12 protein-coding genes are annotated in these 17405 nt (G+C 42.5%); 3 read left to right on the forward strand and 9 right to left on the reverse strand.

Going from position 1 to position 17405, the window contains the following annotated elements; translation table 11 throughout:
* Nucleotides 1-132: 132 nt before the first annotated feature.
* Complete coding sequence (locus V7L29_RS04300; protein ID WP_334734638.1) at nt 133-3162, forward strand: S8 family serine peptidase; 3030 nt, start codon at nt 133-135, stop codon at nt 3160-3162.
* 450 nt (nt 3163-3612) lie between these two features.
* Here V7L29_RS04300 and V7L29_RS04305 read toward each other — a convergent pair whose 3' ends face one another.
* On the reverse strand, nt 3613-4269 hold the full coding sequence (locus V7L29_RS04305) for an NAD(P)H-binding protein (protein WP_334694319.1): 657 nt from the start codon (nt 4267-4269) through the stop codon (nt 3613-3615).
* 178 nt (nt 4270-4447) lie between these two features.
* Between V7L29_RS04305 and V7L29_RS04310 the strand changes: the two genes are divergently transcribed.
* On the forward strand, nt 4448-5122 hold the full coding sequence (locus V7L29_RS04310; RefSeq protein WP_334734639.1) for a DUF1997 domain-containing protein: 675 nt from the start codon (nt 4448-4450) through the stop codon (nt 5120-5122).
* Between the two features lie 72 nt (nt 5123-5194).
* Here the strand turns inward: V7L29_RS04310 and V7L29_RS04315 are convergent, their stop codons facing one another.
* Nucleotides 5195-5665, reverse strand: a complete 471-nt coding sequence (locus V7L29_RS04315) for a DUF4079 domain-containing protein (RefSeq protein ID WP_334694321.1) — start codon at nt 5663-5665, stop codon at nt 5195-5197.
* Nucleotides 5666-6035: 370 nt separating this feature from the next.
* Between V7L29_RS04315 and V7L29_RS04320 the strand changes: the two genes are divergently transcribed.
* Entirely contained in the window at nt 6036-7319 is a 1284-nt protein-coding gene (locus tag V7L29_RS04320; RefSeq protein WP_334734640.1) for an ankyrin repeat domain-containing protein, read from the forward strand.
* A gap of 588 nt (nt 7320-7907) precedes the next feature.
* On the opposite strand, the gene V7L29_RS04325 is transcribed toward V7L29_RS04320, so the two are convergent.
* The 7 genes from V7L29_RS04325 to V7L29_RS04355 all read right to left on the reverse strand — a co-directional run.
* On the reverse strand, nt 7908-9299 hold the full coding sequence (locus V7L29_RS04325; protein ID WP_334734641.1) for a PP2C family protein-serine/threonine phosphatase: 1392 nt from the start codon (nt 9297-9299) through the stop codon (nt 7908-7910).
* Between the two features lie 1517 nt (nt 9300-10816).
* Nucleotides 10817-12487, reverse strand: a complete 1671-nt coding sequence (gene ftsY / locus V7L29_RS04330) for a signal recognition particle-docking protein FtsY (protein ID WP_334734642.1) — start codon at nt 12485-12487, stop codon at nt 10817-10819.
* Between the two features lie 477 nt (nt 12488-12964).
* On the reverse strand, nt 12965-13606 hold the full coding sequence (nusB, locus tag V7L29_RS04335; RefSeq protein WP_334734643.1) for a transcription antitermination factor NusB: 642 nt from the start codon (nt 13604-13606) through the stop codon (nt 12965-12967).
* A 122-nt stretch (nt 13607-13728) separates the two neighbouring features.
* Nucleotides 13729-14493 carry a DUF502 domain-containing protein gene (locus V7L29_RS04340; RefSeq protein WP_334734644.1) on the reverse strand — a complete coding sequence of 255 codons (765 nt, stop codon included), beginning with the start codon at nt 14491-14493 and terminating at the stop codon, nt 13729-13731.
* 631 nt (nt 14494-15124) lie between these two features.
* Nucleotides 15125-16033: a glycosyltransferase family 2 protein gene (locus tag V7L29_RS04345; protein WP_334734645.1), complete on the reverse strand. Its 909-nt coding sequence runs from the start codon at nt 16031-16033 to the stop codon at nt 15125-15127.
* A 127-nt stretch (nt 16034-16160) separates the two neighbouring features.
* Nucleotides 16161-17003, reverse strand: a complete 843-nt coding sequence (gene hpsJ-B / locus V7L29_RS04350; RefSeq protein WP_334694327.1) for a hormogonium polysaccharide biosynthesis protein HpsJ — start codon at nt 17001-17003, stop codon at nt 16161-16163.
* 205 nt (nt 17004-17208) lie between these two features.
* Nucleotides 17209-17405 (reverse strand): hypothetical protein (locus V7L29_RS04355; RefSeq protein ID WP_334734646.1); only part of this gene is annotated, 197 nt, incomplete at its 5' end.

The raw sequence follows: 17405 nt of genomic DNA on the forward strand, positions 1-17405 counted from the left end.
TAACTTGTAATTCGTAATTATGTTAAACAAGCGGGGATTTAAACCCAGACACAAAAAATTTTCCTGCCCACCTGCTTAAGTTTTTAGTCAAGGATTATTTGTTTATAATATTTATTTGGAGCAAATTTAAGGATGTTTGAAAATTCAGAATGTCACATCGATTCATCTTTTTCAACATTGGGTAATACCTCAAATTATTTAGTTAATAATTTGGTAAATCCTTTGCAAGCGGATTGGACAGGATTCAATTCCCAGAAACTTTTAACGTTAGCAGGTGAGACGCTGATTAACCTATGGCAAAACCAAACTAACCCAACCCAAGCATTGGTTCACACTGCTGCGAGTATTTTCAATCCTAATTTTGCGCCTAATGCTCAGGTTGCCTTTGGAGAAGCCTTTGATGTTAGCAAAGTACAAGCATTAGGTGCTGACATACTGGGTGGAATCTATGGTGTCTTGCCAGATGTGAAATTTCTTTCCAATTCTGAAATGAATGGTGCTTTGGGCGCGTATGCCAAAAGTACTAACACAATCTACCTTAACAGTGTTTTTCTGACGCATTCTGCGTCTAATCCAACCGCTATCGGCAAGGTTCTTGTTGAAGAAACAGAACATTTCCTAAATGTCTATGCTAGTCCTATTGACTCACCTGGCGATGAAGGTGACATCCTTGCACGGCTTACAAATAACGAAAAAATCTTTAATGAAGCATTAAAGGCATTAAACTCTGTGATTGGTAGCCGTGGAAACGATATTCTTACTGGCGACAGCTTTAATAACAGCCTCAATGCCAACAGCGGTAATGATGTTTTCGATGCCTATGGTTCTGGTCTTCTTGAGCGAGATGATTTACTGGGTGGTTTAGGAAGCGATCGCTTTATTCTTGGAGATGCTAACAATACTTATTATGCTCGAAGTGGAAGCTGTGATCTGGCTGCGATCGCTGATTTTAGAGTTGGTGAAGACACTATTCAACTCAGACGGCTTTCTAACTGTGCGATCAGTTCTAGTCAAGCTTATGGCTATCGTTTAAGCACAGTAGGAAAGAATACAGAAATTCGTTTAGACAACAATGAATTGATTGCGATCCTGAATGGTGTGACAGGTCTAGATCTCACTAGCTCTGCTTTTCAATTTGTTGGTACTGTTCCACCTCCTGACTATGCAGGAAATAGTACCAGTACAGCTTCTAACATTGGTATATTAAATACTTCTCGTAGTTTTAGTGATTGGGTAGGTGCAGCAGATACAAACGACTACTATCGCTTCTGTGTAGGATCTGAAAGTAACTTCAGTCTCAGTTTAACAGGTTTAAGTGCTGATGCTGATGTCCAGTTACTCGATGATTTAGGTAATGTCATTACCAGTTCTACTAACAATGGAAGTAGTTCCGAGTCTATTATCCGTCAGTTAAGTGCAGGTACATACTTTGCGCGGGTTTATCCTTTTAGTAGTGCCAATACTAACTACAACCTCAGTTTGACGGCAAACCCAATTCCTAACATTAGCTTTAGTTCTTTTAATGTTTTTGATGCTGCGGGTGACAGTACTATCAACAGTGTCTTCCAAGGTGGAGCCATTGAGTTAAATTATGGTTTGTCAAATGTTACATGTTTATCAAGTGTTCGCTTAGAAGCTCTAAGAAACGGTAGTACTATAAATCTAGGAACTTGGACTGGAGCTAGTTTATCCAACTCCTTAATCAACCTCGCTAACTTCTCCAGCTTAACGGGAGGTGATTATCAATTCCGTGCAGTCGCTCGCACTACCGGTGGTCAAGACTTTTTCTCTAGTTCCCAATCAATGAAAATTTTGTCTTGGAGTCAATCTAGCAATACCACTTATGGAACTTTTGCTGGTGAAACACTTAATTACTCTGGTGGATTAGGTACAGGGGCTGTTGTTGTGGGACGCGGTGGAACAGACACTTTGAATCTCTGTGGTATTTGCCGCTCTAATGTGATTGGTATTAATGGCGTCAGTCTTGGGTATTTTAATCCCTTCTATTCAACTAATCAAGCAATTTTCAGAGGCACAAGTTTTGACTATCTAACTTTAGCTGATGGTCGAGAAATCTATTTCCAAGGAATTGAAAGCCTCCGCTTTGGTGATGGCTCAACATTAGAGATGCAAGTCCGCACCAATGATACTTACTTCAATTCTCAGTGGAATCTAAGTGTATCTGATGTCGGGAGTGCGTGGCGTTTTACCCAAGGTGCAAGTAACGTATTGATATCATCTTTGGATTCAGGTGTGCTAACGGCGGCTGGCAAAAGCGGTAGTGTTGTGGATATTTCAACAAACCGCTTGATCACTGATCCAACAGATGATGATAACACCAACACTCCAGGGCATGGACATCAAGCAATCAGTATTATGTCTTCAACGGCTAACAATGGTTCTGGTATTGCTGGCATCAACTGGAATAGCAGTGTCTACGTCAATGATGTGTATCATGGCGTAGATTTACAGCAAGCAATTCGTGACACTATTGCTTATGCAAGAGCCAGGAATCAGCGCGTTGTTTTCCAAGGTGGTATTCAAGGTGAGTATTGGCTGAAAAATGGTGGTACACAAGCACAACTGGAGCAGTTAATCCGAGATAACTCTGACATTGCTATATTTGCCATAGCAGCAGGTAATGGTGGAATTGATATAGATAACTCTAATATGGATGACTATAATGTCAAACAGGGTTACAGTGGTGGTGTTGCAAGGCTTCAAACTACTTACAGTAATGTGATGTCTGTAGGGGCGCTTCAGCGTTCAGGACAATCGACTGTGAATGGTTTGGCAAATGCTACATCTGTAAATAGAGCCTCTTACTCCAACTTTGGCTCCAGCCTCACACTCATGGCAGCAACAGACTCACCAGCGATGAAACCAGATGGCAGTATAAACTTCATGTTTAGCGGAACCTCTGCTGCTAATCCCAATATGGCTGGAATTGCTTCACTGGTTTGGAGCGTTAACTCTAGCCTCAATGGGGGGCAATTGCGTCAGATTCTGATCGATACAGCAATGGATTTGGGTGCAACAGGTCGGGATAATACTTTTGGAAACGGTTTAGTTAATGCAGATGCTGCTGTACGTCGCGCATTGGCACTAAGCCGTAACAATCAACTTAGCAATCTTTATTCTGGACGATCGGAATTTGCATAAGGTTATTTAGATTAAGGTAAAAAGGGTTCATAACTGGAATTGTAGAAAGGCGATCGCCTTTCTATGATCCCAAAATAATGATCGCATTTTTTGTGATCGTGAAAAATGGGGTAGATTCACGTAAATCTAAAGCGATCGCTCTCTGGTTCACAGACAAGCGATCACTTTAGAAAGTGGAATCAAGGGGCAGTCAGCCCCAACTCTAGGAGATGCTACACGTAGCTTGCTTCTCCGTAGGAGTACGGGGAAGTCAAAAGTCACTCATTCAAAAGTCAAAATTAAGATTAAGATTAAGAACCACCAAAATAAATTTAGGCGATGCACTGAGCTTGTCCTGAGCGTAGCCGAAGTGGGCTTGTACCTTTTTCTTTCTGGTCAATTTAGATGAGGCCAGCTAATTTCCATGAAGATCTGAGCCGATCATTTTGGGCAATAGAATCCTGTGGAATATCAGCACTGTTGAAATAGCTCCTTAAAGCTTTTTGAAGCTGCTTCAGGTTTGGCAACAATTTCAACAATTTTATTGCGTGCATCTGCTTCAAGTAGCGCCTCAACAGCAACTTGGGCGACTTTTTGCCTGGGGATGCTACCGTCGAACAGTGTATCAGCACTCTGCATCACGATCGCGTCGGGGTTATCTTCATTCTTCAACCCACCAGGTCGCACAATCGTATAGGTAAGACCACTTTTTTGGATGTACTCTTCAGCTTGTTTTTTCCACACTAAAATCAGCCAAAACAAGTTTAGTGGATGAAACAACTGGGAAGTACACAAAGAAGAAACGAAGACAAAATGCTCAATTCCTTTAGCCTTAGCAGCATTAACTAAATTTTTAGTACCTTCAAAATCCACTTTATAGGGGCCAGTGGGGTCAAAGCTAGGTTTTGCCCCAGTAGCAACCAACAAAACTGTGCTATCTCCCAACGCAGCAGTTAAACTTTCTGGTTGTAACACGTCGCCTACCACCAATTCGGCTTCAGGAGACAGAATACCCCTAGCTTTCTCTATATCCCGCACCAAGGCTCGAACAGGAATATTCCGTGCTATCAACTCTTGCACAATCCGGCGACCTGTTTCACCCGTTGCCCCTGCTACAAATGCTTTCATGAGAAATGCTATCCTGGAAAACTATTGTGTGCTTGTTTAATTCTTTATTTTAGTAATTCTATGGAGTTGATGGCAGATTAATGAGGTTTCGGTCAAAATGGGATCTTAGTGCGAAATGACCCAGGCATGTGGGGAATTATTAATATAGACGAACGCCAAAGTATACAGTAATGCATTTATGCTCTCAACAAACGGCGAATATAAATCCTGGGAAATAACAGAAGCAGTTTTACCTGTAGCGTCTAGCCAAGAAGAAGCCAAGGACAGATTAACACAAGCAAATGTAGCGACGCTCACAAAATTTTACGGTCGTTATCAAGATTTTATGGAAATGCCTGCCCCAGTAGAGAAGGTTGCTGAGTATCTTAATGCTCACGCCTCATGGTTTTCTCGTTGCGCTGAACCCATGAAGGTGCAATCACTTGGGGAAAATGGCTATGCTTTAGTAATTGGTCGTTTTGGTGCTTTTGGTTATGATGTAGAACCAAAAATTGGTTTGGAATTGTTGCCTCCAGAGGAAAGTATTTACCGCATCCGTACAATCCCCATTCCTGACTACCAAGCGCCTGGTTATGAGGTAGACTATCAGGCATCTCTACAGTTAATAGAAAACGATGCTTCCACTAGCATTGGTGAGGTTACCAGAGTTGAATGGGAATTGGATTTAATGGTTGATTTGCACTTTCCCAAGTTTATTCAACGATTACCCAAGTCTATAATTCAATCTACAGGCGATCGCTTACTAAACCAAATTGTCCGCCAAGTCTCCCGCCGCTTAACTCGCAAAGTTCAGGAAGATTTTCATAAATCTTTGGAAATACCCTTTGGTGACAATTCCAAACAAAAGCGGTGAGTCAACAGTCATTTGTCAGTTGTCATAAACTAATGACAACTGACAAAAGACAAAAGACAAAGGACTACTTAACTATGCTTGAGTCAGAATTCTTTGGACAATTTGCACGCCAGTAACAGCCTGCCAAGCAAAAAGTCCCAAAAGGATAGAATTCAACACAATGTGAGTTGCACGCGCCCAATTTGCCCCTTTCTGCATATAAGGAGACAAAGCAGCAGAAAATGCAATCAAACTCATCATACCCAGCCCTGCTAGTAGGTGAGATCCGAAGAATAACTTACCATTATTGATATAAGTGACAAGCATAGCAGCGATCGCACCTGTCACCATCAAAGCTAGGAGTATAGACCCCATTTGGTAGTGTTTGACGTTATATCTACCTTTAATCAGTTCTTTCTTTTGTTCCCCCTGAGCATTTCTGGTACGCTGTACTTGTAGCCCCAAATAAGCAGCATAAATTGAGAGTGCTAATAGTGCCCACATGAGCACCGGATGAATGAAGTTCAGCCAATATTTAATTGATGGAGTAAGTTGCAGACTCATCGTGTTCTCGCCCAAGTATTAAATCTTCATAAAAATTAGCATAACTCTATTTTCTCTGCTTAAAGTTGCACAAATTATAAGAAACTAAGGGAGAGGAGACAAGAAAAGATTAAAGCCTCCCTTAGTTTAATTTATATCAATTTAATAACCAGAATGCTTGCCAAGACTGCATTTATTAATTTTGAATTTTGCGGAAAGTCTGTAGACGCTTCTGCTGCTTCCGTAGGGTGCGGAGGTTTTTTTTGCTCAGAACTTTCTAAGACGAATGAGTGAATTCTGAATTGGATAACCCTCTTGCCAAAGTGGATAAACAATCTCAGACTAAATTTTAAGCGTAGACGAACAGAACCCCCTGTGTGGGATTTCATTCATGACTGAAAACAACGATACCTTGCTGCTAAAAGCTGCTAAAAGTGGGGATATTAAGCATCTGTGTGCGCTACTAGCTGCTGGTGCCTTGGTGGACGCGTGCGATCGTCAAGGCACGACGGCGTTAATGTTTGCTGCCAATTTAGGCTACACCGAAATTGTGCGATCGCTGCTGGATGCTGGGGCAAATATCAACTTGAAAAGAAAACTCTATGGTTTGACGGCTTTGATGTTGGCAGCTAGTGCCAAACAGCTTGACATTGTGCAGCTTTTACTATCCAAAGGTGCTGATGTCAATGCCACTAATGAAGATGGCAGTACAGCTTTAATGGCAGTAGTACTCAAAGGCCATGTAGATGTAGTACGAGTCTTATTGGCTGCTGGTGCGAGAGTGAATATCACAGATAAAGATGATGATACTGCGTTGAAACTCGCCATTAAGCACGGAAAAATAGAAGTTATAGAAGCAATTCTCCAAACTGGTGCGGATGTCAATATCCAAGATCAGGAGGGTGAGACACTCTTAACATTAGCAGCAGACTTGGGACATCTGGAGATTGTGGAAGCACTCCTGGCAGCAGGGGCTGATGTGAATCTGAAAAACGCTGATGGTGGAACTGCCCTCTCGGCAGCAGCAGCAGGGGGACACAGTGCAATTGCGGCAGCTTTACTGGATCGAGGTGCCGAGATTAATCTCCAAGACCAAGATGGTGAAACTGCCTTACATCTAGCCGCTGTGGAAGGCTACATTGATATGGTGCAAATGTTACTTAACAAGGGTGGAGATGTCCAAATTAGAAACCACCTGGGTGATACGCCACTGCTTGTAGCAGCATTGCAGGGACATAGCCAAATTGTCGAGGCACTGCTGCATTCTGGAGGAGATATTAATGGGAAAAATCTTGGTGAAGTACCTTTGACGTTAGCTGCATCACAAGGACACATCAAAACAGTGAAAGTGTTGCTAGAGTATGGTGCTGATGCCAACACTCCAGGAGATGATGGCAAAACTGCTTTAATCAAAGCAACCGAACGCAAGCACACAGAGATCATACATTTGCTGCTGGCAAAGGGGGCAGATGTGAATTTTCAAGACTCAGCGAGGGCAACATCATTGATGTGGGCTGCCTCAGCAGGTTATGGCGAAATTGTGCAGTTATTACTGCAAGCTGGGGCGGATGTGAATTTGAAAAACCGGGGTGGTTATACTGCTTTGATGATTGCAGAATTTAATGGTTATAAGAATGTGGTGCAAAGTCTGCAAAATGCTGGGGCGCAAGAATAGCCAATAGCCATCTGAATTCTGAATTCTGCATCTAAAATCTTTTCACAAATATCTTGACAAATCATTAAATGAAGGTTATTAACTTAAATACCAAGGAAGTTGAAAAAACTAGATATAAACCTGAGAAATAAACAAAGCAAAACTCCGTCGTAGCTGTTGTGAACTTGCTACGGCGGAGAAAGGAAAAATTAAAACGCTAAAACGGAGCAGGCCAAATGCTTGCGTCACAAGGATAATAAAGAAAGCAAAAATGAAGAAGTAAATTTACCTTTTACTTTTTACCTTGTACCTTTTACCTTTTACCTGGTCTCCCCCTCGGCGTTTCCTACTGTGCTAGATGTGCAAAATATATAGTTTTTACTTGAACAGAAAAGTATTCTAAGGATCATTTTTTATGTATCATCCTAAAGGCTAAATACAAACAAGTCCGGAAAAAAGGTTGATGTGCGACCATTTGAGCGATCACCACGGAAATTCAAAGAAAAAATAAATAAAAAATTAAATTTACTAGAATCACTGTGGTGAATTCCCAGTCACCATAAGCTTAAGCATTGACTGATGACTTGACCAAGCAAAAATGGCTAATGACTATAAAATTTGCAGAACAACTAGTGTCATATCGTCAATGTTTTGCTTATCATCACCAATGAATTGTTGAACTTGGTCAAATAGGTAATCTACAATCTCCTGTGGGCCATTGCAGTACTTACAAGCCGTACTGAAGCCAGCGACAAAGTTTTCTTCATCAAAGCGATCGCCACCAGCAGCAGCAGCATCGGTCAAGCCATCTGTATAGTAAATAATTGTATCCCCAGGCTCTAACTGTGCCTGGGCATCTTCATATTGGCTGTTAGCATCCAAACCGATTAACATTCCTAGAGTGTCTAAACGGCTGACGGTTTTCGTGGCTGCGTGCCACCACAAGGGAGGATTGTGTGCCGCATTGCTATAAGACAAAATTCGATTATAGGGATTATATTCTGAGTAAAATAACGTTACAAAGCGGTGGGAATTTTCCAAATCCGCATACATAACTCTATTTAAATTTTGCAGAATTCCTGCTGGGGAATTACCATGTAGCACTTCTCCCCATAGCATTCCCCGCATCATCGTCATAATCAGCCCAGCGGGGACACCTTTGCCCATAACATCTCCAATAACCAAACCCCAGCGACTAGTTTCTGTGCTGCCTTTGGTCTGAGGCTGAATCTTATTGTCATTGGTAGCAATAAAGTCGTAGTAATCTCCGCCGACGCGATTAGCAGGTTTACAGCGTGCTGCTAGGACTGCACCAGGGATTGTGGGGCATTGACGTGGCAGAAGTCGTCGTTGAATTTCTGCGCCAATTTCTAATTCTTGGTCTAGGCGTTCTTTTTTTCTTAGTTCTACAGCTAGTTCATCGTTTTCGATCGCTACCGCTGTTTGATCTGCTACTAACCTAACTAACTTTTGCCTAGTCTCTGTCCAACTATATTCTGGATCGCGGCTCAAGACATAGAGCCATCCCCGTTCTGTATGCTTCACCAAAATCGCCGTACCAAAGATTTGTACATCTGGCCCCAAATAGCGATGCATCTGGTCATCCAAAATTCCTGTGGCATTCGCTAGAGGGGCAGTATTGGGCATAAACGTGATTTGACTACTGGCTATTTCTAACGCTTTGCGGATATTCTTTCGCTGGCGACTATCTTGCCAATGTAACTGCTCTAACCTGACTTGACCATTAGGTTTGTAGAGAAACAGGGCGCTGCCGTCTGCATCTGTCACTCTTGTTGCCATCAACGGGATCAGTTCCAAAAACTGATTTAAATTATTGAAACTTCTCAGGGCAAATCCTAAAGAACTCAGCAAATCTTGAATTTTGTTCTGTTCCCGGTGCAACCTTGCCACAAGTTCTTTGAGTGCCACGACTGGTGTGACATCCGTCGCGGCACTACTATTGTTGTCAGTGGGTTGAGAGGGCAGTTGAGACACAGGCACAGGTACTATTGCACTTTATATTGGGAGATTTCAGATTACTTATAAATCTTTTGGCTTTGGCATTGCTAAACCATATTTAGACAAGACTTGTCACTTTAGCAAGAGTATAAAGACGTAACAGGCGACTTTTATAAGTATTTTATTTGCTTTTTGGATTTTTGATGGAATATTAGTAATTTCAAACCATGTGTTTTTAATTAAAACCCAACCCGTAAAAATTACTAGTTTCGGTGATAGTTCAGAAAGCTTTTCATTTTTTCATAACTTGATTTCCAAAGCATATCTCTAAAGTCATAAAAATCATTTATTAAAAGAATAATTCATCAGGCTTTCAAAGTGAGTATTTGGGCAAAGGCAACTAGGAGACTAGAAGTCTTTTGAGTGAAAACCTCTATAAGCGCTCAAATCGAGCTTGGGTTTGGTAAAAAACAGACTTACACTCATTCCCAAACCTGAGAATATGTAAATAAATCTTCAAATATTTAATTCGCATACCATAATCGCTAAGATTAGGCTTTTCGATTTTGAATTTATCGTTTTGTGAATTTTGATTTGCTGAAAATGTCAAACTTAAACCTATTGAAACGGGACAAAAATGAAATAACCCAATTTTTTGAGTCAGCGATAACAAAATTAAACCATTAGCTTGTAATTGATTTTAGGGAGAAGTCATTTGGTAAGTGTAAAATATGAATATAAGAAATGACACTAAATCTCGAAAAAATATTTTTCAAGAACTTTGAGTCAAAAGCCAGGAAGAGTGTTGTCATTTAAACATCAAAATTCTAACCTTTCAATTTATTACATAAAATATTTGTGGATACTTTTGCAAGTAGGAGCTGATAATACACCTGCGAGTGTTGAACCAGCTTACTTACACTAATTCAATTTTTGAGTCCACAGTGGACGGTTCTTTGAAGTTTTGATGGTTGGAAACTGTCCTTTTCTTGAGGTGTGCTAGGCAAACAGCTGACGCTCATACCTCTACCTGAAGTAAGCTACGCGCAGCGTGCCGCCCTCTCGACTCGCTAACGCAGTTGCTTGTCCTGTCAAAGGACGCTCTTGCTAGCTTGCTTCTCCGTAGGAGTACAAGTCCCCATAGCTAACAGCAGTCACCTGTGGAAGGAAACCTTCTTGCAGTGCTGGACTCACCCGCGCTGGCTCCTCAACCACTGCTCACCGCCTAAACTGTTGTCCAATCCGACAATAGTTTTATGTGTGGGAGTGAGCGTCTTGCCTGCCCTTTAAATTGCTGCAAGATGCAAGTTTACAGGCTTTTGTATGTCACAACTAAATGCCCATGCTGCTACATTTAAAAAGCCCATTCAGGGTGTGAAAAAAGAGCATTAGCTTGAAATTTTAGCAAAAGTTACCCATTGATTGTGACAAATTCATGATTTTAGGACTTGATCTGTTTCCAGTATGTTGTTTCTAATTAGTTCAAGTGATAATACCAGATCAGTCAGCCCTAAATTTATCAGTTTGTCAAGAAAAATTTTTAACTCTAAATTTTTCATTTAGCCACTCAAGAGAGCTTCGACAAACTCATAGCTAGAAAAGGGGCGGAGGTCTTCAATTCCTTCGCCAGCACCAATAAAGCGAATGGGTAAACCTAGCTGTTGCACAACAGCTAGGGCAACGCCGCCTTTGGCGGTGCCATCTAGCTTGGTTAAGACAACGCCACTGAGTTGGGCAGCTTGGGAGAAAACTTCGGCTTGCCGCAGTCCATTTTGTCCTAAAGTGGCATCTAAAACCAACAGTGATTCTACTTTGGCATTGGGGGCTTTTTTGTCAATAATTCGCCGGATTTTGCTGAGTTCGTCCATTAAATTTTTCTTGTTTTGCAGTCGCCCAGCTGTATCTATCAGAAGTAATTCTGTTTGACGCGCTTGGGCGGCGGCGATCGCATCAAATACAACTGCTGCCGGATCTGTATTCTTTCCAGGATTGGCAATTACTTCCACACCACTTCTGCTACCCCAAACCTTCACCTGTTCCACAGCGGCAGCGCGGAAGGTGTCTGCTGCCCCAATCAAGCATTTATAACCAGATTTTTGTGCCAGGTGGGCAATTTTGCCGATGGTGGTGGTTTTACCGGCACCATTCACCCCAGTGATTAACCAAATATTTAGGGTTTCTTTTTCTGGGGTAAAGGTAGTTTTGTGGGATATCTTGCTCGGCGCATCCAGCATATCCCGGAGGATTTTTTTCAGGTAAGCGATCGCTTCTTCAGGTGCGGTGACTTCTTCTCGAAGTTTTTTCTGTAGGGCATTGATAATAAAATCTGTCGCCTCTACACCCACATCAGCTTGCAGCAGCAATGCCTCAATTTCCGTCACAGCAGCAAGGTTTAGCGGCCCTTGACCGACGATCGCCTTCAGTTGGTTAAGGATACTACGGCGAGTTTTGTCTAACCCTTGCCGGAGCTTTTTCAACCAGGTAATTTCTTCAATAGAAACGTCTTCTGGACTTCTACCTTGAGCAGCTAGGACTTTCGCCGACCAGACAAACCCATCATCAAATACTAGTCCAGGAATTTCCTCTCCTGTCTCTGAGGTTGCAGCTACTGGCTGTACTATCTCCGGTGGAACTTCAGTAGCGGTGGCTATTAGTTGTTCCAGCTTGGCTTGCCGTTCTGCCGCTGCCCGTTCTAAGAAGGATAAACTGGTTGGTGCTGTTGGCTGTGTTGCCTCTGGCGTAGCTACTGGTTCGGTAGGTGTTGGTTCAGCTTCACTTGCGGTTAGTTCTGGGCTGGAAACACCTAGCGGATCAGCAATTGCTGTTACTGAGGAATCTTCTGTAATTTCTTCCTCAGTAGCTGCTTGGATAACTTCTGGCTGTGCAGTTTCTACGGTTGTACTAGCAAGTGACTCAGTTGCTTCTGGTTCGGTGATTTGGGCAATTGCCGTTTCTGCTATTTCAGGTTGTGCTGATGGTGCTGATGTATCTACTGAATCAGGCGAGGTTTCTATTACCTCAGATTGTTGTTTTTGCTGAATATTTTTGTAAGCAGCTTTAGCAAACGCCAATAAATCTGCCGTTGTGTCTGATGCCGTTTCAACAGTTGGTGTTGGCGTTTCGGCTGGCTCTGGTTGAAGTTCTTGTACAGGAGGAGTTTCTTCCTGTTTCTTATCAGAGGAAGTGTCAGAGGAATCGTTATATTTACGACGGAACCAATTAAAAACCATTGCAGCAGTATTGGTTATATGAGTTATAAGTTATAAGTTATGAGTTTAATTTAACTTTGCACTTTTTCCTGGGGTGAAAACTTCCGGGTTATCCTCACCTTTCAACGCCAGTTTGAGGAGAATCAGTACAACAGAGGGTTACCTGCGTTCGTGCAGCGTCTCCCTTCTCCCAAAGGGAAAGGCTAGCGCCTCCCGTAGAATGCCCGTTCGCGTAGCCTCTCTTTTAGGAGAAGGGTTGCAGGCAAAAGTTCCGCTCGCAGGAAGCCGCAGAAGCGGCTACAGACTTTTCTCCACGGCAGTATAGCAATTACGAATTCCGTTGGCGAAGCGTTATAGCGAATCAGACGCTCCTACGGACGCTCGGTCCTCGCTACCGCTTCGCTAACGCTAACGCTTCGCTATCAAGCGTAATTACGAATTACGTAGCTTGCTTCTCGCCTTTAGCGAGTATTATAAATTACGAATTACACAGCGGTATTATGCTGTTTTTTTCTGCTCAGTGACTCGGCGCAAAACACCGTTAATAAACCGATGACCTTCGTCTCCACTGTAGCGTTTGGCTAACTCCACAGCTTCGTTGATGGCGATACTGTCTGGCACTCCTAAGAACTTCATTTCTGCCACAGCGATTTGCAGGATATCGCGGTCAATTTGGGCAAGGCGAGTTACTTGCCAATCTACTAAGGCAGTAGAAATGAGTTGCTCTATAATGTCTCGATTTTCGTTGACTGTAATCACAAGCTCTTTAGCGTAATTCCGGACTCCTTTGTCCTGATTGGCTAACTGAATCAATACTGGGAAATCAACTGCCGTACCTAACTGATTGATTGCTGTCTGGGTGCAGGCGATCGCTTCTTGAAGCATTGTTCTGGCAGTATTCAGGTCGGAAGCGCGAGTTTGGCTACTTAAGAGGCGATCATTACTGCGTTGCAGTTCACCTGCGGCATTATCGAGGGTATCTTGCACTTCTGAGGTCAGGGTGCGTACTGCTCCTAGCACCAATTTGGATACTAGTTGATCGTCTTCCAATTTGTCTAATTTCTTTGGGTTAACTGGCAATTGGCTAAGACTTAAAAGCGCCAATTCACGAGCAATTTGCTGGGGTTTACGAGGTTGCATAAAACTGAGGGGTGATTGTGCGAGAACTGATTAACTAGGCGGGACAAACTTACAAGTCTATCAATTTTGGCACTGCTAAACAACAACATTACGCATTTGCTTGTGACTTTGCCAGATTGATTTTAAGTTTCTTCAACGGGAATAACCTGCTGCTTGATTTCGTCGTGTTTCACTTCCAATGTGGACTGTTTGGGGAAAAGCAAGGGCGTATTGGGAGCGACAATACCACCTGATACAATTATTTTAAAGGCGTCTTCAATCGACATGGAGAGGTTCACCACCTCGTCTTCAGGAACAACTGCGTACCATCCGGTAGTCGGATTCGGAGTGGTGGGGATAAAAACACTTAGCAGGGGGCGAGACATTTGGGCTTGGATATCACTGCTGATTACACCAGTAACAAAGGCGATCGCCCAAATTCCTTTGCGAGGATACTCTACCAAAATTACACGGCGAAACTTGCCATTAGAATCTTTTAGTATTGTTTCTAAAAGCTGTTTGAGGGTCTTGTATACTTGCCCTGCTAAGGGAATTGCGTGTAATAATCGCTCACCAAAATCTAGCAACCACCGCCCAGCAATATTCCGAGCCATTAAGCCCATCAATAGTATACTTAGTAGTGGTACAGCCAATCCTACTAATAAATTCAGTAGATTTACTACAATGGGGTTTAACCCATCAAAGGGATTCAGTTGTTTGGGAATTTGGGTGAGGAAGTTGATTACCCAAGTAGCAATGGTAATTGTCAGCCAGATAGTGGTTGCTAGGGGAATTACTACTAACAAACCAGCAATCAGGTCGTTTTTTAAGTCCTGTTTTAGGCGATCAATTACCAAGCCCCGATTCTCCTGTTTTAAGCTAGAGGAACTTTTGTTATTGGTATCCATACCAGCAGATTTGTCAAATTCCGAAGACTTTAACTTTGGTAGTTTCTGCCGCAAGTAACTATCCAAAACGCTAGCAAGTTGACTGCTGCCGCAAAAACACGTACTTGTTGTTGGAAATCACCTATTTTTCTATAAGCATACACATAGACATTAACCAATCTGATGGCGACTGGTTCTCAGAGGCTGTTACTTTTCTTTGTAAGACTTGTAAATGATTGTTGCAAGTCCTTAAGTATTACTAATCTACCGCGTTCAATCAAAAGCTGCTGATGATTGTGAAAGTACCATTGGGTAAACTAAGGAATTATTTTATCTGGTCAGTCACTCACATTTAAGCAAGAGCGGCTTTTATGAAAATGCTCTGTTAAAAAAATATTAATTTATTATGGTGGTTCTTGTTTAGATGCAGTGGGGGCGCACAGCTAACTGTGTGCCCCACTTCTGAATTCTGATTTTGCGAGCGCTTACGCTAGATGGATAGGCGATCACTGCTTCTAATCTCTATAGGACTTACGCACAGACTACGATCTTACGTCATTACGAGCGTTGGCGCAGCCTCTCGTAGAGAAGCGAAGTAATCGCAAAGGCTTGGTTTTTCGTCACGAATGCGTAAGTCCTAATCCAGTTTCCTTTACGCTGCATCAGCCTGTGTAGTTTCAGAATCCGCGCATTGTACCTGTTGTGTACTCTCTTGTACCAGAATTGCTGTTGTGTCTAAATTAGGTTTTGGTAGATACTTCATTTCCCAGACTTTAAGCAAAATCAGGTATTCGTAGAATGCCTGCAATGTACACCAAGCCATTCCGGCGCGTCCATCTAAACAGCCGCCTAAGATAAAATACATATATACAAATCGTAGCAACGGTCTGGCGGGTAAACGCAAAGACAAATCTTTCAGGGCACGGCGTCTTTCGACTTCCGATTTGCCAAAAAATAAATCTTGCCAGCTAATCTTTCCTTGTTCTAGTTGATACAATGTCTCTTGAGCTTCATCTGTAGAATAACGGTTGTGCTTTTCAATCCAGCGGCTCAAGCCCTTGCTACAAGTGTAGTGGGGGTATGTTTCTTTCAAAAAGTTAGTTGCACCCTCACAAACTTCCCGTTCAGTATGACCGTAGTCTGTAAACCAGACTTTTCCGTGGCAAAAGAGGCGCATTTGGTAACGGGGATACTGTGTACTGTAGCGAATCCAACGATTCATAAAGATGACACGTTCAGCCACGTAGTAACCGATGTAATCTAGATTCTGACTTGCCTTTTGGCATTCCGCAAACAGTTCTGGTGTCATGCGCTCGTCAGCTTCGAGAATGTAAACCCATTCATGCTTCGGCGGGATAGACTCTAACATCCAGGTGCGTTGGCGTCCGTGGCTTTCAAAAGCGTGTTGGACGACGCGGATGGGATAGCGACTGGCAATTTCTACAGTGCGATCGCTACTGCATGAATCCACAACAATAATGTCATCCGATAACATTGCTGATTCGATACAAGCAGCAATATCTAGTTCTTCGTTATATGTCAGTATGTAAATTGAGAACATTACTCAAGTTTTATAGCGATTTTACTAACTGATAATTGCCTTTTTATTGTTATTAGCTATTAGGCGCATGGCAGTATGAGCCGTCAACAATTATTTGGATACGTTCTACTGCCATGTTAATAGTGGATTAGCGGGCGGTAGCTCTAGGTTGACCACCTTGTACAGCACCTCTACCTCTTAAGCCTGTCCAGCCGATGATAATGTAACCAATGGACAACAGCAAACTGCTAATCCCAATCCGCAGTCCAGACTTCCAAGCAGTATCTTTAGCTTGTGTCTCTGCTTCGTCTCTACGCTGGCGAACTTGGCTCAGTTGTTGAGTTCGCAGCGTTTGAACATCTGTTTGTTGTTCGATAGCTTTGTCAAGTACTTGGGGATCTGTTTTAGCCTTCTTGAGTAACTCTTTGATATTTGCGGGAATTTGAGAGCTTTCAAGTGCTTGCTTATATTTTTGATCATCTTTGAGGATTTCACTAAACTGAGCTTTGGTTTGGTTTCGCAGCTGCTCTAGTTGCGCTTTTCCTTGATCGGTATTCAGTTGTGCTTGCAATTGTGACAACCGAGTGTTCAGTTGATTTTCTGCCTGATCTGCTTCTTGGGCGATGCGATTGAGTGTTTGAGTCTTAGCTTGATTGACGTTATTGAGGTGCAGGGGAAAAATCAGCAAGAACATCAACCCTAAAATACTTGAGAGGATCAGGGCGGGAAATCTTAAATCAAAACCTTGGGGGCGATCGCTAACTGTATCAGCACTATCAATCCAATAGGCAGCAAACAGAAGCCCCAAACCTACTAAAGGAACAATTCCCCGATCAACTAGCTGTGTTGCCAAGTTGATTTGCCATAGCCGATCAGTAGGTTGAAAGGGTAACAATATAATCAAAAAGTCCACAAAAAAGGACAAAATGCAGATTATTCCAACTACCTTAAGTGTGAGTGCAGTACTCACGGAAGCAAAACGGTTAACCATAGTTTTTCAAACTGGCGGTGAATACGAGTGATTTTCATATTTCAAGCTACTTGAATATTGTGCCCATGACCATGACTGTTGTGTAAAAATACAAAGCAGATTCAATACTGTCAAAAATTATCTACCTCTTGGTTTTCAACTAGGCCACAGTAACATTTGTTATGTGCAGTGTCTTCAGAAAATTCCTGGTGTTTTAAGATACGACCTAATGCGGTGCTGTAGGAAAAGACTTATAAATTACCCGATTTCTGTTATTGCAGTTCTGCTCGGTCGTAATACAGGCATTTTGTAGGGGCACACAGATGTGCATTGGTGTCAACTTAAGAAAAAATCTGCTTTGAGAGGACGTTTTGCCCTCATCCCCTAACCCCTTCTCCCAACTTGGGAGAAGGAGAACTAGAG

The sequence above is a fragment of the Nostoc sp. genome (assembly GCF_036916575.1).
In the GTDB taxonomy this organism is placed as follows: domain Bacteria; phylum Cyanobacteriota; class Cyanobacteriia; order Cyanobacteriales; family Nostocaceae; genus Nostoc.